Origin of the sequence: Pseudomonas sp. HOU2, from assembly GCF_040729435.1 — a bacterium.
Taxonomy (GTDB): domain Bacteria; phylum Pseudomonadota; class Gammaproteobacteria; order Pseudomonadales; family Pseudomonadaceae; genus Aquipseudomonas.
On the sequence record NZ_CP160398.1, the window covers coordinates 2,787,203 to 2,811,899 of the forward strand.

Below are 24,697 nucleotides of genomic sequence, written 5' to 3' on the forward strand. Positions count from 1 at the left end.
GGATTTATCCCCGATGGGTCGCATAGCGGCCCCGCTTTTAAAATCAAATGCAGGGGACTGCTGCGCAGTCCATCGGGGATAAATCCCCTCACCACAGGGTTTCATGCACAACAAGCCATTTGGATTAACCACCCACAAGAGGTTCCATGCCCACACGCCCGCCTCTCGACGCCATCACCGCCCGCTGGTTGCCGTGGGTCGTCGCTATCGCTTTTTTCATGCAGTCCCTCGACGGGACCATCCTCAACACCGCCCTGCCGGCCATGGCCCGGGATCTGGCCGAAGACCCATTGCGCATGCAAGGCGTGGTCATCGCCTACATGCTCACCGTGGCCTTGCTGATTCCGGCCTCGGGCTGGATCGCCGATCGCTTCGGCACCAAGAAAATCTTCTTCGGCGCGATCCTGCTGTTCAGCATCGGCTCGCTGCTCTGCGCGTTATCCAGCAGCCTGACCATGCTGGTCGGCGCGCGGGTGATCCAGGGCCTGGGCGGTGCATTGATGTTGCCAGTCGGACGGCTGGTGGTGCTGCGCGCCTATCCACGCTCGGAGCTGGTGCGGATCATGGGTTTCATCACCATCCCCGGCCTGCTCGGCCCGTTGATCGGCCCGACCATGGGCGGCTGGATGGTGCAATACCTGACGTGGCACTGGATCTTCCTGATCAACCTGCCCGTCGGCGCCATCGGCTGCTACGCGGTGTGGAAATTCATTCCCGACCTGCGCGGCAGCGAACGCACACGTTTCGATAGCCTCGGTTTCCTGCTGTTCGGCGCAGCGATGATCCTGATCACCATCGCCATGGAAGGTCTGGGCGAATTGCACTTGCCGCACCTGCGGGTGATGTTGCTGCTGTTCGGCGGTCTGGCCTGTCTGGCGGCGTACTGGCTGCGCGCAGGGCGTGTCGAAAATCCGCTGTTCGCCCCTTCGCTGTTCAAGACGCGGACTTTCGCGGTCGGAATTATCGGCAACCTGTTCGCCCGCCTGGGCAGCGGCGCCCTGCCGTTTCTGGTGCCATTGCTGCTGCAGGTGGCGCTGGGTTATTCGCCGTCGCAAGCCGGGATGAGCATGCTGCCGCTGGCTGCTGCGGCGATGTTTGCCAAGTGGATGGCGCGGCCGCTGATCGAACGCCTCGGCTATCGCATCGTGCTCACCGGCAACACCCTGGCGCTGGGGATCATGCTGGCGAGCATGGGCCTGGTCAGTGAGCAGACGCCGTACTGGCTGCTGTTGTGCCTGCTGGCGGTTCTCGGCGCGATCAACTCGCTGCAATTCACCGCGATGAACACCGTCACCCTGATCGACCTCGACGACGCCAGCGCCAGCAGCGGCAACAGTTTGCTGTCGGTGGTGGCGCAATTGTCGCTGAGCCTGGGCGTGGCCTGTGCCGGTGCGTTGCTCGGCGGGTTTACGGCGGAGATCGGCAACGATGGCGTCGAGACTGTACTGGGCGCGTTCCAGCTGACGTTTGTCACGGTCGGAATCATGGCGATGCTGGCAGCGACGATCTTCTCGCAACTGTCGAAAGAGGACGGCCGCCGGGTCAAACGCCCGGATGAACATCCCGATGAGCACATCGAACACTGAACAGTGTCATGACTGGTGGAGGCTTTTGTAGTGAGGGGATTTATCCCCGATGGGTTGCGCAGCAGCCCCAGAATCTGCCGCCTCAGTACATCTGGCTGATCGCGTTCAACCTTTTCAGGGGGTGCTGCGCACCCCATCGGGGATAAATCCCCTCGCCACAACAGCTCCCTCGCCACAGGTTTATCTTCATTCAAGGAAAGCTTGGAGGAATGAAATCAGGCACTGTTCGTCCAGAACTTTCGAGGAAAGTGGCACGGGGCTGCTACACTGCGCGACATTTTGTTTTGCAGGCCATTCCCGTGACCACCATCGCCACCGCTTTTAATACTCTGCCGCTGTCCGCCGCCATGCTGGCTAACCTCGAATCCCTCGGTTATGCCCAGATGACGCCGATCCAGGCGCAGAGCTTGCCGGTGATCCTCAAGGGGATGGACCTGATCGCCCAGGCCAAGACCGGCAGCGGCAAGACCGCCGCGTTCGGCATCGGCCTGCTCAACCCGATCAACCCGCGTTACTTCGGTTGCCAGGCGCTGGTGATCTGCCCGACCCGTGAGCTGGCCGACCAGGTCGCCAAGGAAGTCCGGCGTCTGGCCCGTGCCGAAGACAACATCAAGGTCCTGACCCTGTGCGGCGGCGTGTCGTTCGGCCCGCAGATCGCTTCGCTGGAACACGGCGCGCACATCATCGTCGGCACCCCGGGGCGTATCCAGCAACACCTGCGCAAGGGTTCGCTGGTGCTCGACGGCCTGAACACGCTGATCCTCGACGAAGCCGACCGCATGCTCGACATGGGCTTCTACGACGCCATCGAAGACATCATCGAAAAGACTCCGGCACGCCGTCAGACCCTGCTGTTCTCCGCCACGTACCCGGTGGGCATCAAGCAACTGGCGTCGAAATTCATGCGCGATCCGCAAACGGTGAAAGCCGAGGCGTTCCACGACGACACGCAGATCGAGCAGCGCTTCTACGAGATTTCCCCGGAAGAGCGCATGAGCGCAGTGACCAAAGTCCTGCACCACTTCCGCCCGGCCTCCTGCGTGGCGTTCTGCTTCACCAAGCAGCAAGTGCAGGAAACCGTTGACCACCTGACCTCCAAAGGCATTTCCGCCGTCGGCCTGCACGGCGATCTGGAACAGCGTGACCGCGATCAGGTGCTGGCGATGTTCGCCAACCGCAGCACTTCGGTACTGGTTGCCACCGACGTTGCTGCCCGTGGCCTGGACATCGATGCGCTGGACATGGTGATCAACGTCGAACTGGCCCGCGACTCGGAAATCCACATTCACCGCGTTGGTCGTACCGGTCGTGCCGGCGAGAAAGGCATCGCGGTCAGCCTCGTTGCGCCGTCCGAAGCGCATCGCGCGCAAGCCATCGAACAGTTGCAGAAAGCTCCGCTGAACTGGGATCAGGTCGATAACCTCAAGTCCCAGGGCGGCGCCCCGCTGCAGCCACCGATGAGCACCCTGTGCATCGCCGGCGGGCGTAAAGACAAAGTGCGTCCGGGCGACATCCTCGGCGCACTGACTGGTGACGCCGGCATCCCCGGCGCGCAGGTCGGCAAGATCGCGATCTTCGACTTCCAGTCGTATGTCGCCGTTGAACGCACCGTGGTCATGCAGGCGTTGCAGCGCCTGAACAACGGCAAGATCAAGGGCCGTTCGCTGCGCGTTCGCGTTTTGTAAAAACAACGCACGCCCCCCTGTAGGAGCTGCCGCAGGCTGCGATCTTTTGACTTTGTTTTTAAAGAGCAAGATCAAAAGATCGCAGCCTGCGGCAGCTCCTACGGTTCGTTTTGTGGTGATATTTCAGAGGACACCGTTTTGCGCTCTACCGAAGTCGTGATCATTGGCGCTGGCGCCGCAGGGTTGATGTGTGCACTGACCGCCGCCGGGCGTGGGCGTCAGGTGTTGCTGCTCGATCATGCGAACAAGGCCGGCAAGAAAATCCTGATGTCCGGTGGTGGCCGCTGCAACTTCACCAACATGTACACCGAGCCGAGCAATTTCCTCTCGGGTAACCCGCATTTCTGCAAATCGGCACTGGCGCGCTACACCCAGTGGGATTTCATCGGCATGGTCGCCAAGCACGGCGTGCCGTATCACGAGAAGAAACTCGGTCAGCTGTTCTGCGATAACAAATCCAGCGACATCCTCGGCATGCTGCTCGACGAGTGCGATCAGGTCGGCGTCGAGCTGCACCTCGACACCTCGATCCAGACCATCGAAAAGGTCGAAAGCGGTTACCTGCTCGACACCACGCTCGGCCAGTTGCAGTGCCAGTCACTGGTGATCGCCACCGGCGGGCTGTCGATCCCGACGCTGGGCGCTACCGGCTTCGGTTATCAGGTCGCCAGGCAATTCGGCCATGAACTGCTGCCGACCCGCGCCGGGCTGGTGCCGTTCACCATCACCGACCAGCTCAAGGAACTCTGCACCGAGCTGTCCGGTACTTCGGTGGATTGTCTGGTCAGCTGCAACGAGCAGAGCTTTCGCGAGAACATCCTGTTCACCCACCGTGGCCTCAGTGGCCCGGCGATTTTGCAGATCTCGTCGTTCTGGGAGCCGGGCGACACCGTGGAGATCAACCTGCTGCCGGATCACGACACCGCCGCGTGGCTGCAACAGCAAGTGGCCGAGCGCCCGAACAGCGAACTGAAAACCCTGCTCGGCGAAATCTTCACCAAGAAGATGGCCAACCTGCTGGCTGACAACTGGTTCGTGTCCAAACCGATGAAGCAGTACACCCACGCAGAACTGGCGCAGATCGCCGACAAGCTCGGCAGCTGGAAAGTCGTCCCGGCCGGCACCGAAGGCTATCGCACCGCCGAGGTCACGCTGGGTGGCGTCGATACCCGCGAAGTGTCGTCCAAGACCATGGAGTCGCTGAAAAGCCCGGGGCTGTATTTTGTCGGCGAAGTGCTCGACGTCACCGGGCATCTGGGCGGTTTCAACTTCCAGTGGGCCTGGGCCTCGGGGTATGCGGCTGCGCAGTACGTCTGATTCCACTCTTCAGACCTGAAATGCAATCCCTGTGGGAGCTGGCTTGCCAGCGATGGCGGGCTGACATTCAACAGTGATGTTGGAGCTGCCGGCCTCATCGCTGGCAAGCCAGCTCCCACAGTTTCTTTGTCCAGCCATGGAAATTGAGATCGGCACAACGGCTTAAAGGAACACTTTTTGCTGTCAGATGTGATCGGCGCCATTGCGTCGGCGTCATTACTGGCTCAATTTAGCGGCATCGCCTCGGAAGGCCTTCGCACTTCATGTCCTCGACCTCGTTTCGTCAGTCTTTGCGGCGCCTGTGGGCGCTGGATAAATTCAGCTACAGCGTGCGGGTGTTCATCGCCCTGACCGGCAGCATGGCGCTGTGCTGGTATCAGGATGAAATGGGCCTGCTGATCCCGTTGTTCCTCGGGATCATCGCCAGCGCCCTGGCCGAGACCGACGACAGCTGGCAGGGCCGCCTCAACGCGCTGGCAGTGACACTGGTGTGTTTCAGTATCGCCGCGCTGTCGGTGGAACTGCTCTTCCCCTACCCCATCGTATTCGCCATCGCCCTGGCCTTGGCCAGCTTCGGCCTGACCATGCTCGGTGCGCTCGGCGAGCGTTACGGCGCGATTGCCTCGGCGACGTTGATTCTGTCGGTTTACACCATGATCGGCGTGGATCAGCGCGGCGGCGCGGTCACCGATTTCTGGCACGAGCCGATGCTGCTGGTGGCGGGTGCCGCGTGGTACGGACTGCTGTCGGTGCTGTGGCAGGCGCTGTTTTCCAACCAGCCGGTGCAGCAGAGTCTGGCGCGGCTGTTCCGTGAACTGGGTTTCTATCTGAAGCTGAAAGCCTCGCTGTTCGAGCCGATCCGCCAACTGGACGTCGAAGCCCGACGGCTGGAACTGGCGCAGCAGAATGGCCGTGTGGTCGCCGCGCTGAACAGTGCCAAGGAAATCATTCTGCACCGGGTCGGCAACGGCCGTCCGGGTTCGAAAGTCAGCCGTTATCTGAAGCTGTATTTCCTCGCCCAGGACATTCACGAACGCGCCAGCTCCTCGCACTATCCGTACAACGCGCTGGCCGATGCGTTCTTCCACAGCGATGTGCTGTTCCGCTGCCAGCGTTTGTTGCGCCAGCAGGGCAAGGCCTGCCGCGCATTGGCCGAATCGATCCAGATGCGCCAGCCGTTCGTCTACGACGCCAGTTTTGCCGAAGCACTGACTGACCTCGATGCCTCCCTTGAACACCTGCGCATCCAGAGCAATCCGGCGTGGCGCGGCCTCCTGCGCTCGCTGCGTGCCCTGGCAGCCAACCTCGGCACCCTCGACCGTTTGCTCAGCGATGCGAGCAACCCCGACGCCCTGGCGGACGCCACCGACAGCAGCCTGCTCGATCGCTCGCCGCGCAACCTCAAGGACGTGTGGATTCGCCTGCGTACGCAACTGACACCGACGTCCTTGCTGTTCCGTCACGCCCTGCGCCTGCCGCTGGCGTTGAGTATCGGCTACGGCATGGTGCACCTGATTCACCCGTCGCAGGGTTACTGGATCATACTCACCACGCTGTTTGTCTGCCAACCGAACTACGGCGCGACCCGGCGCAAACTCGGGCAGCGGATTCTCGGCACCGCCATCGGCCTGACCGTGGCCTGGGCACTGTTCGATCTGTTCCCCAGCCCGCTGGTGCAGTCGTGCTTCGCGATCGCCGCCGGGGTGGTGTTCTTTACCAACCGCACCACGCGCTACACCCTGGCGACCGCCGCGATCACGATCATGGTGCTGTTCTGCTTCAACCAGATCGGCGATGGCTACGGGCTGTTCCTGCCGCGCCTGTTCGATACCCTGCTCGGCAGCCTGATCGCCGGCCTGACGGTGTTCCTGTTCCTCCCGGACTGGCAGGGTCGGCGCCTGAACAAGGTGCTGGCCAACACCCTGACCTGCAACAGCATCTACCTGCGCCAGATCATGCAGCAATACGCCGCCGGCAAGAGCGACGACCTCGCCTATCGCCTGGCCCGGCGCAACGCGCACAACGCCGACGCGGCGCTGTCGACCACCTTGGCCAACATGCTGATGGAGCCGGGACATTTCCGGAAGGAAGCGGATGTCGGTTTCCGTTTTCTGGTGCTGTCGCACACCTTATTGAGTTACCTGTCAGGGCTTGGCGCACACAGGGAAACCCAATTACCAGCCGATGTGCGTGAGCATTTGATTGATGGTGCCGGGGTGAAGCTGGCGACGAGCATCGACGACATCGCCCAGGGCCTGGCGAACAAGCAACCGGTGGCGATTCAGAGTGACGAAGAAGAAGCGCTGGCCAACGAGCTGGAACAGATGCCGGACGAGATCGATGAAGGGCAGCGGTTGGTGCAGACGCAACTGGCGTTGATCTGCCGGCAGTTGGGGCCATTGCGGACGTTGGCGGCGCATTTGATCAAGGACACCAGCGAGGCTTAAGGTGACCGGACTGGCCCCATCGCTGGCAAGCCAGCTCCCACATTGACTTGTGCACGCCGCAAAACCTGTGGGAGCTGGCTTGCCAGCGATGAGGGCATCAGCAACAACACAACTCTGGTATCAGATGCTCACATCCCATGCTGCCTCAGCAACTTGTCATAACTCCCATCCGCCTTCATCGCCGCAATCGCCTTGTCGAACCCCGCCACAATCTGCTCATGCTGCGGATTCTTCAGACTCACCAGAATATGCAGGCTGTTCTCGCTCAACGGCTTGGGCAGGAACTCCACGGCGTTGCGCACTTTGGCTGATTCACGGGCCAGGTAATAGCGCGCGACGTATTCATCCTCCAGGGTCAGCTTGACCCGATCCGCCGCCAGCATGCGCACGGCCATGGCGAAGTTATGCACAGGGACTTTCTCCAGCGCGGTATCGGCATCGAACGCCTGCGAGTAGGCATAACCGCGCACCACCGCCACCGGGTAAGTGTGCAGTTGTTCCAGACTGCTGTAGTCCAGCGGCGTGTCCTTGCGCTTGAGAAAGCGGATGCGATTGAGCAGGTACTCGCCAGAGAACTGGCCGATCTTGGTCCGTTCGTCGTTGTACCAGGCGTTGACCAGCACGTCGTATCGTCCTTCGCCCACCCCCAGCAGCGCCCGCGCCCACGGCACCTGCTCGTAGTCGCTGGCATAACCGGCCCGCGCCAGCGCGGTGCTGACGATGTCGGTGGCCAGGCCACCGTTGACCAGCGTGTCGTCGGTAAAGGGTGGCCAGATATCGAACACCAGCCGCAACTTGTCCGCTGCGGCGGTTTGGGCCAGCAAGAGCAATCCGATCAAAGCAAAGGCTCGATGCAGTCGCGGCATGCTTGAAAATCCTTAGCGGGCGGGCTGCCCGGCGTGTTTTCAGTCAAAACCTAAAGGCCCCTTACCGGCGAAACCCAGGCCCTAACATTAGCTCATTGAAGCCAGTGCACAGCGCTTTCCAGCAGATTACACAAAGCAGCGAAGGTCGCGAGAAAGGAATGATGGCATTTTGACCTTTGTCACAGACTGTTCCGCCATACAGACATCCAGGGCCTGTGCGCTTAGTATCGGGCGACGGATTTCAAGGAGTCGGAAGATGACAATCGAGTGGATCTGCAAGCATCACAGCGATCTGGGCAAAGAACAGTTGTACGCGTTGCTGAAACTGCGCTCGGACGTATTTGTGGTCGAACAGAAATGCGCCTACCCGGACCTCGACGGCCAGGATCTGGACGGCGACACCCATCACCTCATGGGTTGGGAAGAGGATCAACTGTTGGCCTATCTGCGCCTGCTCGATCCAGAGTCCCAAGGCGGTGACGTGGTGATCGGGCGCGTGATCATTGCGCCGCAGGGCCGTGGCAAAGGGCTAGGGCATGTGATGATGGAACACGCGTTGAAACAGGCCGAGAAGCATTGGCCTCAGGTGCCGATCTATCTGTCGGCGCAGGCGCATTTGCAGGGGTATTACGGCAGGTACGGGTTCGTGGCGGTGGGTGAGGAGTATCTGGAGGATGACATTCCGCACATAGGCATGCGTCGTTCCTGAGGCCCTCATCGCTGGCAAGCCAGCTCCCACAGGTTCAGCGGTTGTTCACAATAACTGTATTCGCTGGAGATCCTTGTGGGAGCTGGCTTGCCAGCGATTGTGTCAGCTCAAACAACGCAAGACTCAGGGATAATCCAGCACAGCCTTGATCTGCCGCAGATTGCGCTCGATCCACCCGCGATCGATCGCCCCCCATTCGCGAATCCGATAGCGCCCGGCATGATTGCGCGCGCCCTCTTCCTGCTCGAACTCACATACGATATCCAGATCCGCCAGCGCCGCGATGGTGTCCTGCGCCGTGCGCCGGGGCATGCCGGTCACTTCGGTCAGCGCCGGGACGCTTGGGGCCAGGCCGCTGTCGATCAGGTAGGCCACGTACAGGCGCCGGTAAAAACTGCTTTTGGTCTTGCTTACGTCCATCTAAACACTCCCAACGTTAAAAGATCGCAGCCTGCGGCAGCTCCTACAGATGCAATGCGATCTTTTGATCTTCATTGCATATCACGCCACGTCAGGTACACCCGCAGATCGAACTCGACCTGGTGATACCCCGGCAGCATGTGTTCGCACAATTTGTAGAAGGCCTTGTTGTGGTCCGATTCCTTGAAGTGCGCCAGTTCATGCACGACGATCATCTTCAGAAACTCGGGCGCCGCCTCCTTGAACAACGAGGCGATGCGAATCTCTTTCTTGGCCTTGAGCTTGCCACCCTGCACCCTTGAAACCGTGGTGTGCAGGCCCAGCGCGCGGTGCGTCAGGTCGAGGCGGTTGTCGAACAGCACTTTGTCGATGGCCGGTGCGTTGCGCAGGTATTCCTGCTTCAGGTCCAGCGCGTAGCTGTACAGCGCCTTGTCGCTCTGCACATCGTGACGCCCCGGATAGCGTTGGTTCAGGTAATCACCCAGACGCTGCTCAGCGATCAGTTGGCGCACCTGATCCTGCAATTGCGCGGGATAGGCCTGGAGGTATTTCAACGCAGTCATGGGCACGGCAATACGGTTCGAAAAGAGCGCCAGTGTAACGAATTCAAACCGGCAGCGCGCTCCAGTCGAAGGGCTCGGCGAAGCTGGCGGCGTCTTCGGAGGTCAGCGGACGCGCCACCAGGAAACCCTGCACATATTCGCAGCCATGCGCCTGCAGCCATTGATACTGTTCGATGGTTTCCACGCCTTCGGCGATCACCAGCAAGCCGTATTGTTTACAGAGATTGATCACGTTGCTGACCAGCGCCGCGTCGCGCGTCGAATCCGGCAGCCGCGCAATCAGGTGTCGATCGAGCTTGAGCGTGTCCAGTTCCAGATCACGCAGATGCGCCAGCGAGCAAGGCCCTGAACCGAAATCATCCAGCGCCACCCGCACCCCGAGATTGCGCAGCAAACGCAGCTGTTTGCGGGTTTCGTCGGGGTTGTGCATCAGCGCGTCTTCGGTGACTTCGACCTCCAGTTGCCGTGGCTGCAGCGCGTGCCGCTCCAGCACCTGACGCAACTCGGTGACCAGGTTCGGCAGACCGAACTGGGTGTTGCTCAAACTCACACCGAGCACCAGATCCTCGGCAAACAGGGTCTCCCAGGCTTTGCGCTGGCCGGCGCCGCGATGATAGATCCAGCTGCCGAGCCGACTGATCAGCCGCGCCTCTTCCAGTAACGGCAGGAACAGCCCCGGCGGCACATCGCCGACGCTCGGGTGCTGCCAGCGCAGCAGCGCCTCGAAACCGCGGATCTGCCCGCTGTCGATCGCCACTTGCGGCTGATACACCAGATTGAAATCGCGGTTCTCGATGGCGTTGCGCACGCTTTCCTCAAGCATCAGCCGCGAGCGGGCGCGACCGTTCATTTCGTGATCATAAAAACGATACTGCTGACGCCCGGCGCGCTTCGCCTCATACATGGCGATGTCCGAGGCGCGCAGCAAGCCGTCGAGGTTAGAACCGCAATCCGGGTAGGTGGCGATGCCGATACTCGCGCCGAGGGCGATGTCCAGTCCTTCGATCTGCTGGCAGACCGATACCCGTTCGATGAGCTTCTCGGCAATCTTCGCTGCCTGCTCGGGAAACTCCAGATCGAGCAGCGCGGTGAACTCATCACCGCCCATGCGCGCCAGAATGTCGAACGGCCGCAGACAGGCTTTCAATTGCTCGGAGACCCAGCGCAGCACCCGGTCTCCGGCATCATGACCAAGGGAATCATTGACCCGTTTGAAGCCATCGAGATCCAGATACAGCAGCACCCAGCTGCTGTCGCTGCGCTCACCGCGCAGCAGCAGGTTTTCCACCGTCTGATAAAAACCCCGGCGATTGAGCAGACCGGTCAACGGATCGGTGACCGCTTGAAATTCCAGCTGCTGATGCAGGTGACGCACCACCGACATGTCCAGCACCGTCACCACCATCGCCCGCTGCTCGGCGGGCAACGGCGCACAGGACAACGCCACCGGCACTTGCTGCCCCGGCGCCGTGCGCAACAGCGCGTCGTGCAGACGCAAGGTCTCACCGCGTTTATAACCGGCCAACAATTCGGAATCGGCCCACAGCGGAATGTGCGGTTTCTGCAGGAAATCGAGAAACTCCTTGCCCTCCAGCTCCTTCACCGGCGCGTTGAGCAATCGCGAAATCGCCGGGTTGGCGAAGCGGATCAAACCGTCCTCGCCGAGTACCAGAATCCCTTCTGCCGCGTTATCCAGCACCGAGGCATTGAAGGCCCGCGCGACCTCCAGATCATGACTCAGGCGCTGCAAGGCGCGGCGGTTGCGCTGGTGTTCGAGCAACGCCTGGACTTTCGGTTTGAGGATCTGCGGATCGAACGGCTTGAACAGGTAATCCACCGCGCCACTGGCATAGCCCTTGATTACGGCATCCTGGGACTGTTCGTTGGCGGTGAGGAAAATGATCGGCGTGAGGCGTGTGCGCTGGCTGCCGCGCATCAGTCGCGCGACTTCAAAACCGTCCATGCCCGGCATCTGCACGTCCAGCAGCACCAGATCGACGTCGTGTTCGAGCAGCAGATTGAGTGCCTCGAAGCCGGAGGCGGCGGTCATGACGTGCCAATCCTGACGCTGCAGCAACGCGCGCATGCTGATCAGGTTTTCAGGGTAATCATCAACGATCAAAAGGACAGAGCTGCCTTCACCTGGCTGGGGTTGCGCGCATTCCATGCTGCTTCTCTTGTCGGGACATCTCTTGTCGGACTATCGGCCGGTTTCTCGTGAAAACCGTACAGTTACTGAGCCATCACTCTAGTCGCGGATCTGTGAAAGCAGAAGCTGTCACGCCGCCATCATTTAGCCAAAGCGGCGACTTACCGACTAACGGTCACCCCTGCAGCCCCCGAAAACCGGCGTAGATGGCATTTCGACAGGATGTTGACGCCAATCATCTGCCAAACGGGCGTTAACAAAAAACTCCTCTACGCTTATAACTGCCGCCCGAAAAGGCGCGGGCTAGAGCTTCTGGCACTCGCGTTCAGGATGAATTGAGTGGAAGAACCGACATGATCGATCTCGCAACCTGGAACCTCAGCGTTCCCGTCGGCAGTCCGCCGTACACCGTCGAAACCTCCAAACTGGTGAATGGCTTCAAGGATCAGTACTTCCATTCCGATACCGGCACGCTGTTTTTCTGGTCACCGGTGACCGGGTCAAAAACCGAAAACGCCATCTACCCGCGCACCGAACTGCGCGAAACCTTCAGCAACGGCACCTTGCGCAACTGGTACTACCCGGATGCGGACAACACCCTGCGCGCGACCCTCGCGGTGAACAAGGTGCCCAGCTCCGGCAAGATCGTCATCGGCCAGATCCACGCCTATGAAAGCCAGCGCCCGATGGTCAAGCTCGAATACCAGTACAAGGAAAAGACCCAGAACGGCAACCTGGTGATCAAGGTCCGCATGCACCCCGACGACAAGGAAAGCCGCGTCATTACCCTCGCCACCGGCATCAAACTGGACAACGAATTCAACTACCTCATCCACTTGAGCCCCGGCGGTGCGCTCGGCGTGAGCGCGGCGGGTTACCAGTGGGATTCACAGATCAGCGCCACCTGGCGCAACAAGCCGCTGTACTTCAAGGCCGGGGTGTATGTGCAGGACAACACCGGGTATACCAGTGAGGGTGGGCAGGTGACCTTCAGCAAGCTGGATATCGATCACGACAAGTGACATCGACGGCCTCGATACTTACGCAAAATCCTGTAGGAGCGGGCTTGCTCGCGAATGCGGAGTGTCATTCAACATCAATGTTGCTGACCCACCGTATTCGCAAGCAAGCCTGCTCCCACAGGGGATCAACTGCGTGATGAAGATCCAGGGAGGTCTAGTCTTGCAACGGTTTAAACCTATTTCAGGACTAGACACCTGATTCTCCTTTCCCGCCCTTTCCTACGAAACGGAAGTAGGGAAATTTATAAAAAACTCACCATTCGAAACTGCGAACCCCTTATCCCCTGGCTCCTTATGAAATCTAAACTTCCCTTTAACAACTCCAGAGCTATTTTTTTCCAGCACAAATAATCCAGATTGAGGCCTCCATGCAGGGGCATATCGCGCGTCGCATACAAAATCAATTACATTGGGGAAATCGGGATAATAGTGATATGTACCTGGAACAAGATCCTTGGAGAATAAAAACAAAATATCTTCAGAATAATGTTCAGTATGGCTACTTGAATGCACATAAATGTTGTCAGAGTAATCTCCATAAAGATGGGTAGACTTATACTCAGCTTTCTCTTCACCACTTTCGCCATCTTTGCCGTACAAGATACAGCTGACCTCCCCACTGAGCTCATGCTTTTTAAATTTCTCACGGACATCAATGCCTGACATATCAATCTCTCCATTACATAGAAGGAACAAAATCAGTAAAGGGAGGGATAAATATGTTTATCGTTACTTCCTCTCTGATTGCATTGAGACGATAGGCTGCAATGAATTTCAAATCACCTGTCAGAAATGACAGTTTTTTATACGATTTCGAAATAAGCAAAACAATTTATGCAGCCGTTAACGAAATTTATTTTTCTCTCAAAAATAACTATGCATTCGACCACATCACGTGCGGGGAAAATGTCACACATATCGGGCTTATCGAGAGAAAATTTAAAAAACTTTTTTAACGACATTTTTAGCCGCCAGCCGTTAATTTGTTCACAATGAAAAACTCACATAAAAAAACCCGCCACTCGGCGGGTTTTTCATTTACGCGATCAAACGCCCAGGTTTAGTTAACCTTCGCGTTCAACTCACCCTTCAGATAACGCTGATACATCGCTTCCAACGAGATCGGCTTGATCTTCGAAGCATTACCGGCAGTGCCAAACGCTTCATAACGAGCGATACACACGTCACGCATCGCCGTCACGGTAGCGCCGAAGAATTTACGTGGGTCGAACTCGCTCGGGTTGGTGGCCATCAGGCGACGCATGGCGCCAGTGGACGCCAGGCGCAGGTCGGTGTCGATGTTGACCTTGCGTACGCCGTACTTGATGCCTTCGACGATTTCTTCAACGGGTACGCCGTAGGTTTCTTTGATGTCGCCGCCGTACTGGTTGATGATCGCCAGCCACTCTTGTGGCACGGAGGAGGAGCCGTGCATCACCAGGTGGGTGTTCGGGATGCGCTTGTGGATTTCCTTGATGCGGTCGATCGCAAGCACGTCGCCGGTCGGTGGCTTGGTGAACTTGTAGGCGCCGTGGCTGGTGCCGATGGCAATGGCCAGGGCATCGACCTGAGTCTTCTTGACGAAGTCAGCGGCTTCTTCCGGGTCGGTCAGCATCTGGCTGTGATCCAGAACGCCTTCGGCGCCGATGCCGTCTTCTTCACCAGCCATGCCGGTTTCCAGCGAACCCAGGCAGCCCAGCTCGCCTTCTACCGAAACGCCGCAGGCGTGAGCCATGGCTACGGTCTGTTGGGTCACGCGGACGTTGTATTCGTAGTCGGTCGGGGTCTTGCCGTCTTCGCCAAGGGAGCCGTCCATCATGACCGAGCTGAAGCCCAGCTGGATCGAGCGCTGGCAGACGTCAGGGCTGGTCCCGTGGTCCTGGTGCATGCACACCGGGATGTGCGGGAATTCTTCGATCGCGGCCAGGATCAGGTGACGCAGGAATGGAGCACCTGCGTATTTGCGGGCGCCGGCCGAAGCCTGGACGATCACCGGGGAGTCAGTCTTGTCAGCGGCTTCCATGATGGCGCGCATCTGCTCAAGGTTGTTGACGTTGAAGGCTGGAACGCCGTAGCCGAACTCGGCTGCGTGGTCCAGCATCTGGCGCATGCTGATAAGTGCCATTTTGTGTGTCTCTCCCGGTTGAGGGTCGTTAATCGTGCCAGCCTGCCGGAGCGGCGGCGGCTATTCAAGTGATTGCAGATCGGGGGTTGAGGCCCGGTCTGGTGATTCGATAAAGCCAAACCTGCAGGTGTACCGACCTGTGGCGAGCGAGCTTGCTCGCGCTCGGCTGCGAAGCAGTCGTCAAACCTGCCAACACGGTCATTCCGAAACACCGCGCCGAAAGGTTTTGGGATCGCTTCGCGCTCCAGCGGGAGCAAGCTCCCTCGCCACAAAAGCCATTGCCACAATGAATCTGCGGCGTATTCGTTTACTCGGCCTTGCAGCCGCGGCCAATCAGGTCATTGGTGGCGACCCAGTACACCAGGCCTTCGTCACCCTTGACGTGAAACGCCAGCATGCCATCGCTGTACAGCACGCCCGAGGCGCCCGGCTCTTCTTTCAGGCGATAGACCTGATCACCGCCGCCCAGCCGTACATCGACTTCCTTCTGGCCGGCATCGGCGTAGCGCCACAGCACTTTGGCCTGGCTGTCGCAGGTCCAGGTGGTCCAGTTGTCCGCAGGGGCGGACGACTGAAACAGGTTCATCTGCGCGCAACCGCCCAACAATGCCAACGCCGCAATGGCGATCAAGCCTTTCATCCGTGTTCCTCGACTGACAGCCAACGCCGCTAGCCCTGAGTTAAAGAGTCAGACCGGTCAAGGACAACCATGTTCCTTGGCCGGGGTTTGCGTCTCGTATTTGTCCAGACCGTCCGGCCCCGAGCGCTTGTTCAGCACCGGGTTGGTTTCGGCCTGCCAGTCGGCCTGATAGCAGCCTTTCTGTGCCGCATCCGGCGCAGGCGTCGCTTCGGCCTTCGGGTTACTCCCGCAGGCCGCCAGCGTACCGGTCAGCAACAACAGCGCTAACGACTTGACCATGTGAACACTCCTTTGCCTGGCCAAACGGGCGGCCTCAGGCCTTGGCCCGGCTTTCCAGGACTTCAACGGCCGGCAGCACCTTGCCTTCGACGAATTCGAGGAACGCGCCGCCACCGGTGGAAATGTAGGAGATTTGCTCGGCCACGCCATATTTATCGATGGCCGCCAGGGTGTCGCCACCGCCGGCAATGGAGAACGCGGCGCTGTCAGCGATGGCCTGGGCCAGCACTTTGGTGCCGTTGCCGAACTGGTCGAATTCGAACACGCCGACCGGGCCGTTCCACAGGATGGTTTTCGAAGAATTCAGCAGTTCGGCGAAGTTGGCCGCGGTTTGCGGGCCAATGTCCAGAATCATGTCGTCAGCGGCAACGTCAGCGATCAGCTTGACGGTGGCTTCGGCGCTTTCGGCGAATTCCTTGGCCACCACCACGTCCACCGGCAGCGGCACGCTGACCTTGGCGGCGATGGCGCGCGCGGTGTCCAGCAGGTCCGGCTCGTACAGCGACTTGCCGACCGGGTGACCGGCTGCAGCCAGGAAGGTGTTGGCGATGCCACCGCCGACGATCAGTTGATCGCAGATCTGGCTCAGGCTGTTGAGGACGTCGAGCTTGGTCGAGACCTTGGAACCGGCAACGATGGCAGCCATTGGTTTGGCCGGCGCGCCCAGGGCTTTGCCCAGTGCGTCGAGTTCAGCGGCCAGCAGCGGGCCAGCCGCCGCAACTTTGGCGAACTTGGCCACGCCGTGGGTCGAACCCTCGGCGCGGTGCGCGGTGCCGAAGGCGTCCATCACGAACACGTCACACAGGGCGGCGTATTGCTGGGCCAGCTCGTCGGCGTTCTTTTTCTCGCCCTTGTTGAAGCGTACGTTTTCGAACAGCACGATGTCGCCGGCCTTGACGTCAACGCCGCCCAGGTAATCGGCCACCAGCGGCACTTCGCGGCCCAGGGCCTTGCTCAGGTAGTCGGCGACTGGCTTGAGGCTGTTCTCGGCGGAGAACTCGCCTTCGGTCGGACGGCCCAGGTGCGAACACACCATCACCGCCGCACCTTTTTCCAGGGCCAGCTTGATGGTCGGCAGCGAAGCCAGGATACGCGCATCGCTGGTGACAACACCGTCCTTGACTGGGACGTTGAGGTCTTCGCGGATCAATACGCGCTTACCTTGCAGATCGAGGTCGGACATCTTCAACACGGTCATGGGTCGCACTTCCTGAGTAACTGTTCTTAGAGAGCAGGTTTTTTTGAAATCGCTGTTTGCAGATAGTGTTCTGCAACGTCCAGCATTCGGTTGGCAAAACCCCATTCGTTGTCGAACCAGGCCAGGATGTTCACCAGCTTCGGGCCGGAAACACGGGTCTGACTGGCATCGACGATGGCCGAATGTGGGTCATGGTTGAAATCACAGCTTGCGTGGGGAAGCTCGGTGTAGGCCAGCAGACCTTTGAGCGGGCCGTTGGTGGCGGCTTCGCGCAGGATCCGGTTGACCTCGTTGGCATCGGTCGCGGTGGCGGTCTGCATCGTGATGTCGAGGCAGGACACGTTGACCGTTGGCACGCGTACGGCTTTGGCCTGAATTCGCCCGGCAAGTTCCGGCAGCAGACGCTCGATGCCACGCGCCAGACCAGTGGACACCGGGATCACCGACTGGAACGCCGAACGGGTGCGGCGCAGGTCTTCGTGGTGATAGGCGTCGATCACCGGCTGATCGTTCATTGCCGAGTGAATCGTGGTGATCGACACGTAATCCAGGCCGATCGCCTTGTCCAGCAAGCGCAGCAGCGGCACACCGCAGTTGGTGGTGCAGGAGGCGTTGGACACCAGCAGCTCATCGCCGGTCAGGCAATCCTGATTGACGCCGTAGACGATGGTGGCGTCCACATCCGCCTCGCTGGCCATGGGCTGCGAAAACAGCACCCGTGGCGCGCCGGCATTGAGGAACCGCTGGCCGTCTTCGCGAGTGTGGTAAGCGCCGGAGCACTCGAGCACCAGGTCGACACCCAGCGCCGCCCAGTCGATGCCCTCGGGGGTGGCACTGCGCAGGACCTTCACGCAGTCGCCATTAATATGCAGACAATCGCCTTCTACTCGCACTTCGCCGGGAAAGCGGCCGTGGGTGGAGTCGAAGCGTGTCAGGTATTCGATGCTGGCCATGTCCGCCAGATCGTTGATCGCGACAATTTCAAACCCGGCCTTCTCGCCTCGTTCGAACAACGCACGCAAGACGCAACGACCAATCCGGCCGTAGCCGTTGAGTGCAACTTTGTAGGGACGCGGTTGAGGCATGGGGTTCTCGATAGTACGCGGGCAGACACAGTGCTTATTTGCGACACATCCCTTGTGGGAGCTGGCTTGCCAGCGATAGGGCCATCCGCTTCAACATAAATGCTGACTGATAGGACGCTATCGCTGGCAAGCCAGCTCCCACAGGGAATTGCGGTGACCGCTCGATCACCGTGTTGCGGCTTAGTCTTCCAGCAGCTCTTCAGCCTGACCCAGGATGTTTTCCAGGGTGAAGCCGAATTCTTCGAACAGTGCCGAAGCCGGAGCCGACTCGCCGTAGGTGGTCATGCCGATCACACGACCTTCCAGACCCACGTACTTGAACCAGAAGTCGGCGTGAGCCGCTTCGATCGCGATACGGGCGCTGACCTGCAACGGCAGAACCGATTGCTTGTAGCCGGCGTCCTGCGCATCGAACACACTGGTGCAAGGCATGGAAACCACACGCACCTTGCGGCCTTGCTCGGTCAGTTTGTCGTAGGCCTGAACGGCCAGACCCACTTCCGAACCGGTGGCGATCAGGATCAGCTCAGGCTCGCCTGCGCAGTCCTTCAGTACATAGCCACCGCGGCTGATATCGGCGATCTGGCCGGCATCGCGTTCCTGGTGCTGCAGGTTCTGACGCGAGAAGATCAGCGCCGAAGGACCGTCTTTACGCTCCAGCGCATTTTTCCAGGCCACCGCCGATTCAACGGCATCGGCTGGACGCCAGGTGTCGAGGTTCGGCGTGGTACGCAGGCTGGTCAGTTGCTCGATCGGCTGGTGCGTCGGGCCGTCTTCGCCCAGACCGATGGAGTCGTGGGTGTAGACGTGGATCACACGCTTCTTCATCAGCGCCGACATGCGCACGGCGTTGCGCGCATATTCCATGAACATCAGGAAGGTCGCGCCGTAAGGCACCAGACCGCCGTGCAGGGATACGCCGTTCATGATCGCGGTCATGCCGAATTCGCGCACGCCGTAGTACATGTAGTTGCCGCTGGCGTCTTCAGCGCTGACGCCCTTGCAACCTTTCCACAGGGTCAGGTTGGAACCGGCCAGGTCAGCCGAACCGCCGAGCAGTTCCGGCAGCAGCGGGCCGAACGCGTTCAGGGTGTTCTGGCTGGCTTTACGGCTGGCGATGGTTTCACCTTTGGCCGCCACTTCAGCGATGTAAGCCGAGGCTTTTTCCGCGAAGTCAGCCGGCAGTTCGCCGCTCAGACGACGGATCAGTTCGTTGGCTTCGGTCGGGAACGCAGCGGAGTAGGCAGCGAAACGCTGATCCCACTCGGCTTCGGCAGCGCGACCTTTTTCCTTGGCATCCCACTCGGCATAGATGTCGGCCGGGATTTCGAACGGGCCGTAGTTCCAGTTCAGCGCCTGACGGGTCAGAGCGATTTCCGCGTCACCCAGTGGGGCGCCGTGGCAATCTTCCTTGCCCTGCTTGTTCGGCGAACCGAAACCGATGGTGGTCTTGCAGCAGATCAGGGTCGGCAGCGGGCTCTTGCGCGCGGTCTCGATGGCGGTCTTGATCTCTTCCGGATCGTGACCGTCGACGTTGCGGATTACCTGCCAGTTGTAGGATTCGAAACGCTTCGGCGTGTCATCGGTGAACCAGCCTTCGACTTCGCCGTCGATGGAGATGCCGTTGTCATCGTAGAAGGCGATCAGCTTGCCCAGACCCAGCGTACCGGCCAGGGAAGCGACTTCGTGGGAAATGCCTTCCATCATGCAGCCATCACCGAGGAACACATAGGTGTGGTGATCAACGATATCGTGGCCAGGACGGTTGAACTGCGCGCCCAGGACTTTTTCCGCCAGGGCGAAGCCGACAGCATTGGCCAGACCCTGACCCAGCGGGCCGGTGGTGGTTTCGACGCCCGGGGTGTAGCCGAATTCCGGGTGACCCGGGGTGCGGCTGTGCAGTTGACGGAACTGCTTGAGGTCGTCGATCGACAGGTCGTAACCGGTCAGGTGCAGCAACGAGTAGATCAACATCGAGCCGTGGCCGTTGGACAGCACGAAGCGGTCACGGTCGGCGAACGACGGGTTGCTCGGGTTGTGCTTGAGGTAGTCGCGCCAAAGTACTTCGGCGATATCTGCCATACCCATAGGGGCACCGGGATGGCCGCTGTTGGCTTTTTGCACGGCATCCATGCTGAGGGCACGAATGGCGTTGGCACGCTCACGACGGCTAGGCATCGCTGATCTCCTGGGTGTGAATAGATTGAAACGGAAAAAAGGAGGGCATTTTCCCTCACCGGAGCGCTTCGGGGCAATGACAGATAGTCATCCAGAGGCGTTTTTCCCGTGCTGGGCGGCGGTTTCGTCTGGTGAAACCTTTCCGCTGTTCGTTTGTAGAGTTAACCAGCCAGTGAGAAGTGCCATCTATCGAGCAATATCAAAACTTTTTGATATTGCCCTTGCGGCGCTTTCCCACCGTCACTAGACTGCTGCCCCATGAACTTACGCGTGCCTTCCATTCGCCATGACGACTGCGACGAGCTGGCGGCCCTGTGCAAGGCCGGTGGCGATCCGCTGCGCCTGAATGTATTGCGCGCGCTGGCCAACGACTCGTTCGGCGTACTGGAGCTGGCGCAGATTTTCGGCATCGGTCAGTCCGGCATGAGCCACCACCTCAAGGTGCTGGCCCAGGCCGATCTGGTGGCGACACGCCGTGAAGGCAACGCGATTTTCTATCGCCGCGCCCTGCCCCACACTGAATTGCTGGGTGGCAAGTTGCACGCCGCATTGTTAGAAGAAGTCGACAATCTGGTGCTGCCGGACGACGTGCAGGCGCGCATCGCTCAGGTCCACGGACAACGTGAAGCCGCCAGCCAGGACTTCTTCACCCGGGTTGCGGAGAAATTCCGCGCCCAGCAAGACTTGATCGCAGGCCTGCCGCAGTACCGCGACAGCGTGCTGGCCCTGCTCGACAAACTGAACTTCAATGGTGCTGCCACGGCCATTGAAGTCGGCCCCGGCGATGGTGCTTTTCTGCCGGAACTGGCCCGTCGCTTCAGCAACGTAACCGCGCTGGACAACAGCCCGGCGATGCTCGAACTGGCGCGTCAGGTATGTGAACGTGAACGGCTGGCTAACGTCAGCCTGCAATTGGCCGATGCATTGAATGGCACAAGCCTGACGGCCGATTGCGTGGTACTGAACATGGTGTTGCACCATTTCGCCGCGCCGGCCGAAGCGCTCAAGCACATGGCCGGCCTGCTGCAACCGGGCGGTAGCCTGCTCGTGACAGAGTTATGTAGCCACAACCAGAGTTGGGCCAGGGAGGCCTGCGGTGATCTGTGGTTGGGGTTTGAACAGGACGATTTGGCCCGTTGGGCCACCGCTGCGGGACTCGTTCCCGGGGAAAGCCTCTATGTAGGCTTACGTAATGGTTTCCAGATCCAGGTTCGCCACTTTCAGCGACCGGCTGGCGACACTCACCATCGGTAAATTCAGGAAAACATCGAGATGAGCGAATACTCCCTCTTCACCTCCGAGTCCGTGTCTGAAGGACATCCGGACAAAATCGCCGACCAGATTTCCGATGCGGTGCTGGACGCCATTATTGCCCAGGACAAACACGCACGCGTTGCCGTGGAAACCCTGGTCAAGACCGGCGTGGCCATCGTGGCCGGTGAAGTGACCACCAGCGCCTGGGTCGACCTGGAGCAGATCGTTCGTGACGTGATCTGCGACATCGGCTACACCAGCTCCGAAGTCGGCTTCGACGGTGCTACCTGCGGCGTGATGAACATCATCGGCAAGCAGTCCCCTGACATCAACCAGGGTGTTGACCGTGCCAAGCCTGAAGATCAGGGCGCCGGCGACCAGGGCCTGATGTTCGGCTACGCCAGCAACGAAACCGACGTGCTGATGCCAGCACCGATCACCTTCTCGCACCAGCTGGTGCAGCGTCAGGCCGAAGCCCGAAAATCGGGTCTGCTGCCTTGGCTGCGTCCGGACGCCAAGTCGCAAGTGACGTGCCGTTACGAAGGCGGCAAGGTGGTTGGTATTGACGCCGTGGTTCTGTCGACCCAGCACAACCCTGAAGTGTCGTACAAAGACCTGCGCGAAGGCGTGATGGAGCTGATCGTCAAGCACGTGCTGCCTGCCGAACTGCTGAGCAAAGACACCCAGTTCCACATCAACCCGACCGGCCAGTTCATCATTGGCGGCCCGGTAGGTGACTGCGGTCTGACCGGTCGCAAGATCATCGTCGACAGCTACGGCGGCATGGCCCGTCACGGCGGCGGCGCATTCTCCGGCAAGGATCCATCGAAGGTTGACCGTTCGGCGGCCTACGCTGGCCGTTATGTTGCCAAGAACATCGTCGCTGCCGGCCTGGCCGAGCGTTGCGAGATTCAGGTGTCCTACGCCATCGGCGTGGCCCAGCCGACTTCGATCTCGCTGAACACCTTCGGTACTGGCAAGATCAGCGATGACAAGATCATCAAACTGGTGCGTGAAGTGTTCGACCTGCGCCCATACGCGATCACCACCATGCTTGACCTGCTGCACCCGATGTACCAGGAAACTGCAGCCTACGGCCACTTCGGTCGTGCTCCGCAGACCAAGACTGTTGGCGAAGACACCTTCACCACCTTCACCTGGGAAAAAACCGACCGCGCCGACGCTCTGCGTTCCGCCGCTGGTCTGTAAGCCCTCCCCGGCTGCAAAAAAAGCCCCGCACGGTTCGCGCCATGCGGGGCTTTTTCATGCCTGAAATACCCTTCCAATATCAATAAAGAACCCTGTGGGAGCGGGCTTGCCCGCGAAGAGGCCGGCCCATGCGCCCCCTGTATGGGCACGGAAACACGATGCAAAACACCCACCCGGTGCCTCTCTGAATCCTCGCCTAGCCTTAAAGCATTCCCCCTGAGCAAGGACGCTCAAAATGCTTGTCACGCTGCGCCTGTTTTCAGTTCTTTTGCTGAGTTTCACCCCTCTGATCGCCCATGCAGCCTGCCCCGACTGGCCATTCGGCAAAGCGCAAGTTGAAATCTCGGCTCTGCAACAGCAGATTGACCAATGGGACGACGCCTACCACCGCGAAGGCCGCTCGCTGATTGCCGACGAACTCTACGATCAATCGCGCGTGCGGCTCAACGAATGGCGCCAGTGCTTCCAGCAGCCCGCAGCGCCCGAGCCGTTGCGCAGTGCGTCTGGCTCCCTCGCGCATCCAATCGCCCACACCGGCCTGGACAAGCTTCACGAAGCGGCCGCCGTTCAAGCATGGCTAAAGGATCGCCAGGACGTCTGGGTACAACCCAAGGTCGATGGCGTCGCAGTGACGCTGATTTACCGTCGCGGCCTGTTGCAGCAGGCGATCAGTCGCGGCGACGGGATCAGCGGTCAGGACTGGACGGCAGCGGCGCAAAAGATCGCTGCCATTCCGCAACAACTGACCCAACCGCTGGACCTGTTGGTGCAGGGCGAACTCTACTGGCGCCTTGATCAACATGTGCAAGCCAGCGCCGGCAGCGTCAACGCGCGCGCCACCGTTGCCGGGCTGATGAGCCGTAAAACCTTGAGCGCAGAACAGGCGTCCGGGATCGGTCTGTTCGTCTGGGACTGGCCGCAGGGCCCGGCGAATCTGCCTGAAAGAATATCGACGCTAGCGACGCTGGGCTTCGCCACGACAGCGCCATTCAGTCAGGTCATCGCCCACTTTGCCGACGTGCAAAAATGGCGCGAGCACTGGTATCGATCGCCCCTGCCCTTCGCCACTGACGGCATTGTCCTGCGCCAGAGCCAGCGCCCACCCGCCGAGCGCTGGCAGGCGAGCGCGCCCTACTGGGCCATCGCCTGGAAATATCCGTTTGTCCGAGCGCTGGCCGAGGTGCGTAAAGTGAATTTCAAGATCGGCCGCAGCGGACGCATCACGCCGGTGTTGGAGTTGTCGCCCGTCAGGCTCGATGACCGCGAGATCAAACGGGTCAGCGCCGGTTCACTCAAGCGCTGGCAGGCCCTGGACATCCGCCCCGGTGATCAGGTGGCAATCAGCCTGGCCGGGCTGACGATTCCGCGTCTCGACAGCGTGGTGCTACGAACCACCGAGCGCGCAGACATCGACATTCCGGCCAGTGGCGACTTTCACGCCTTGAGCTGCTGGCAACCGACACCCGGTTGCGAAAGCCAGTTTCTCGCGCGCCTGACCTGGCTCAGTGGCAAGCAAGGGCTGGCGCTGCAGAATGTCGGACGCGGCACCTGGGAGAAACTTCTGGAAACAGGCCGCCTGAACAACCTGCTGGATTGGTTGACCCTCGACGAGCCAGAGCTTGCTAACATTGCCGGCTTCGGCGAACGCAGCAGCGCACGTCTGATCAACAGCTTTCACAGCGCCCGCCAACGGCCGTTCACCCAGTGGCTCAAAGCATTGGGTTTACCGCCGACGGGGCAGGCACAACTGGCCGACTCGTGGCAGGCGCTGGCACAACGCGACACCGAACAATGGCAGGCAGAAGCCGGAATCGGCCCGGGCCGCGCGGCGCAATTGAGCGCATTCTTCCGCGACCCGCAGGTGCTGGCCTTGAGTGACACATTACGCGCCGCCGGAATCGACGGTTTCTGATCACGCAATCCCCGGCAGCCGGGAACCCAAGGGCCACCAGACGCTCAAACAGC

At 60.1% G+C, this 24,697-nt stretch carries 20 protein-coding genes; 9 read left to right on the forward strand and 11 right to left on the reverse strand.

All coding sequences use genetic code 11. From position 1 onward, the window contains the following. Positions 1–146 precede the first annotated feature (146 nt). From mdtD to yccS, 4 genes are all read left to right on the forward strand, one after another. Positions 147–1,586: a multidrug transporter subunit MdtD gene (gene mdtD, locus ABV589_RS12565; RefSeq protein ID WP_367086037.1), complete on the forward strand. Its 1,440-nt coding sequence runs from the start codon at positions 147–149 to the stop codon at positions 1,584–1,586. Between the two features lie 299 nt (positions 1,587–1,885). Beyond that, positions 1,886–3,271: an ATP-dependent RNA helicase DbpA gene (dbpA, locus tag ABV589_RS12570; RefSeq protein ID WP_007962660.1), complete on the forward strand. Its 1,386-nt coding sequence runs from the start codon at positions 1,886–1,888 to the stop codon at positions 3,269–3,271. Between the two features lie 138 nt (positions 3,272–3,409). Further along, complete coding sequence (locus tag ABV589_RS12575; RefSeq protein ID WP_367086038.1) at positions 3,410–4,588, forward strand: NAD(P)/FAD-dependent oxidoreductase; 1,179 nt, start codon at positions 3,410–3,412, stop codon at positions 4,586–4,588. A gap of 263 nt (positions 4,589–4,851) precedes the next feature. Then, on the forward strand, positions 4,852–7,035 hold the full coding sequence (yccS, locus tag ABV589_RS12580; protein ID WP_367086039.1) for a YccS family putative transporter: 2,184 nt from the start codon (positions 4,852–4,854) through the stop codon (positions 7,033–7,035). A 128-nt stretch (positions 7,036–7,163) separates the two neighbouring features. Here yccS and ABV589_RS12585 read toward each other — a convergent pair whose 3' ends face one another. Next, positions 7,164–7,901, reverse strand: a complete 738-nt coding sequence (locus ABV589_RS12585; protein ID WP_007969693.1) for a transporter substrate-binding domain-containing protein — start codon at positions 7,899–7,901, stop codon at positions 7,164–7,166. Positions 7,902–8,157: 256 nt separating this feature from the next. On the opposite strand from ABV589_RS12585, the gene ABV589_RS12590 reads away from it, so the two are divergent. Continuing rightward, entirely contained in the window at positions 8,158–8,610 is a 453-nt protein-coding gene (locus tag ABV589_RS12590; RefSeq protein WP_367086040.1) for a GNAT family N-acetyltransferase, read from the forward strand. 123 nt (positions 8,611–8,733) lie between these two features. On the opposite strand, the gene ABV589_RS12595 is transcribed toward ABV589_RS12590, so the two are convergent. From ABV589_RS12595 to ABV589_RS12605, 3 genes are all read right to left on the reverse strand, one after another. Beyond that, positions 8,734–9,030: a winged helix-turn-helix domain-containing protein gene (locus ABV589_RS12595; RefSeq protein WP_367086041.1), complete on the reverse strand. Its 297-nt coding sequence runs from the start codon at positions 9,028–9,030 to the stop codon at positions 8,734–8,736. 71 nt (positions 9,031–9,101) lie between these two features. After that, the gene (locus ABV589_RS12600) at positions 9,102–9,593 is read right to left on the reverse strand and encodes a M48 family metallopeptidase (protein WP_367086042.1); all 492 of its coding nucleotides are present in this window, start codon (positions 9,591–9,593) and stop codon (positions 9,102–9,104) included. Between the two features lie 43 nt (positions 9,594–9,636). After that, positions 9,637–11,760 carry an EAL domain-containing protein gene (locus ABV589_RS12605; RefSeq protein ID WP_367086043.1) on the reverse strand — a complete coding sequence of 708 codons (2,124 nt, stop codon included), beginning with the start codon at positions 11,758–11,760 and terminating at the stop codon, positions 9,637–9,639. Positions 11,761–12,095: 335 nt separating this feature from the next. Here ABV589_RS12605 and ABV589_RS12610 point away from each other — a divergent pair, with 335 nt between their 5' ends. Beyond that, the gene (locus ABV589_RS12610) at positions 12,096–12,764 is read left to right on the forward strand and encodes a polysaccharide lyase family 7 protein (protein ID WP_367086044.1); all 669 of its coding nucleotides are present in this window, start codon (positions 12,096–12,098) and stop codon (positions 12,762–12,764) included. A 219-nt stretch (positions 12,765–12,983) separates the two neighbouring features. Here the strand turns inward: ABV589_RS12610 and ABV589_RS12615 are convergent, their stop codons facing one another. The 7 genes from ABV589_RS12615 to tkt all read right to left on the reverse strand — a co-directional run bounded on the left by ABV589_RS12615 (position 12,984) and on the right by tkt (position 20,269). Further along, complete coding sequence (locus ABV589_RS12615; protein WP_367086045.1) at positions 12,984–13,430, reverse strand: hypothetical protein; 447 nt, start codon at positions 13,428–13,430, stop codon at positions 12,984–12,986. Positions 13,431–13,824: 394 nt separating this feature from the next. Then, positions 13,825–14,889: a class II fructose-bisphosphate aldolase gene (fba, locus tag ABV589_RS12620; protein WP_003177554.1), complete on the reverse strand. Its 1,065-nt coding sequence runs from the start codon at positions 14,887–14,889 to the stop codon at positions 13,825–13,827. A gap of 307 nt (positions 14,890–15,196) precedes the next feature. After that, positions 15,197–15,529 carry an MliC family protein gene (locus ABV589_RS12625; protein ID WP_108588989.1) on the reverse strand — a complete coding sequence of 111 codons (333 nt, stop codon included), beginning with the start codon at positions 15,527–15,529 and terminating at the stop codon, positions 15,197–15,199. Positions 15,530–15,586: 57 nt separating this feature from the next. Further along, positions 15,587–15,808 carry a hypothetical protein gene (locus ABV589_RS12630; RefSeq protein WP_007961876.1) on the reverse strand — a complete coding sequence of 74 codons (222 nt, stop codon included), beginning with the start codon at positions 15,806–15,808 and terminating at the stop codon, positions 15,587–15,589. 34 nt (positions 15,809–15,842) lie between these two features. Continuing rightward, entirely contained in the window at positions 15,843–17,006 is a 1,164-nt protein-coding gene (locus ABV589_RS12635; RefSeq protein WP_367086046.1) for a phosphoglycerate kinase, read from the reverse strand. Between the two features lie 26 nt (positions 17,007–17,032). After that, the gene (epd, locus tag ABV589_RS12640; protein WP_367086047.1) at positions 17,033–18,091 is read right to left on the reverse strand and encodes an erythrose-4-phosphate dehydrogenase; all 1,059 of its coding nucleotides are present in this window, start codon (positions 18,089–18,091) and stop codon (positions 17,033–17,035) included. 180 nt (positions 18,092–18,271) lie between these two features. After that, positions 18,272–20,269 carry a transketolase gene (gene tkt / locus ABV589_RS12645; RefSeq protein WP_367086048.1) on the reverse strand — a complete coding sequence of 666 codons (1,998 nt, stop codon included), beginning with the start codon at positions 20,267–20,269 and terminating at the stop codon, positions 18,272–18,274. Between the two features lie 258 nt (positions 20,270–20,527). Here tkt and ABV589_RS12650 point away from each other — a divergent pair, with 258 nt between their 5' ends. The 3 genes from ABV589_RS12650 (at position 20,528) to ligB (ending at position 24,644) form a co-directional block, all read left to right on the forward strand. Further along, positions 20,528–21,523 (forward strand): metalloregulator ArsR/SmtB family transcription factor, encoded by a 996-nt coding sequence (locus tag ABV589_RS12650; protein WP_367086049.1) that lies wholly within the window; start codon positions 20,528–20,530, stop codon positions 21,521–21,523. An 18-nt stretch (positions 21,524–21,541) separates the two neighbouring features. After that, positions 21,542–22,732, forward strand: coding sequence for a methionine adenosyltransferase (gene metK / locus ABV589_RS12655; RefSeq protein WP_003229025.1), 1,191 nt, complete (start codon positions 21,542–21,544; stop codon positions 22,730–22,732). Positions 22,733–22,967: 235 nt separating this feature from the next. Beyond that, positions 22,968–24,644, forward strand: coding sequence for an NAD-dependent DNA ligase LigB (ligB, locus tag ABV589_RS12660; protein WP_367086050.1), 1,677 nt, complete (start codon positions 22,968–22,970; stop codon positions 24,642–24,644). Positions 24,645–24,697 lie beyond the last annotated feature (53 nt).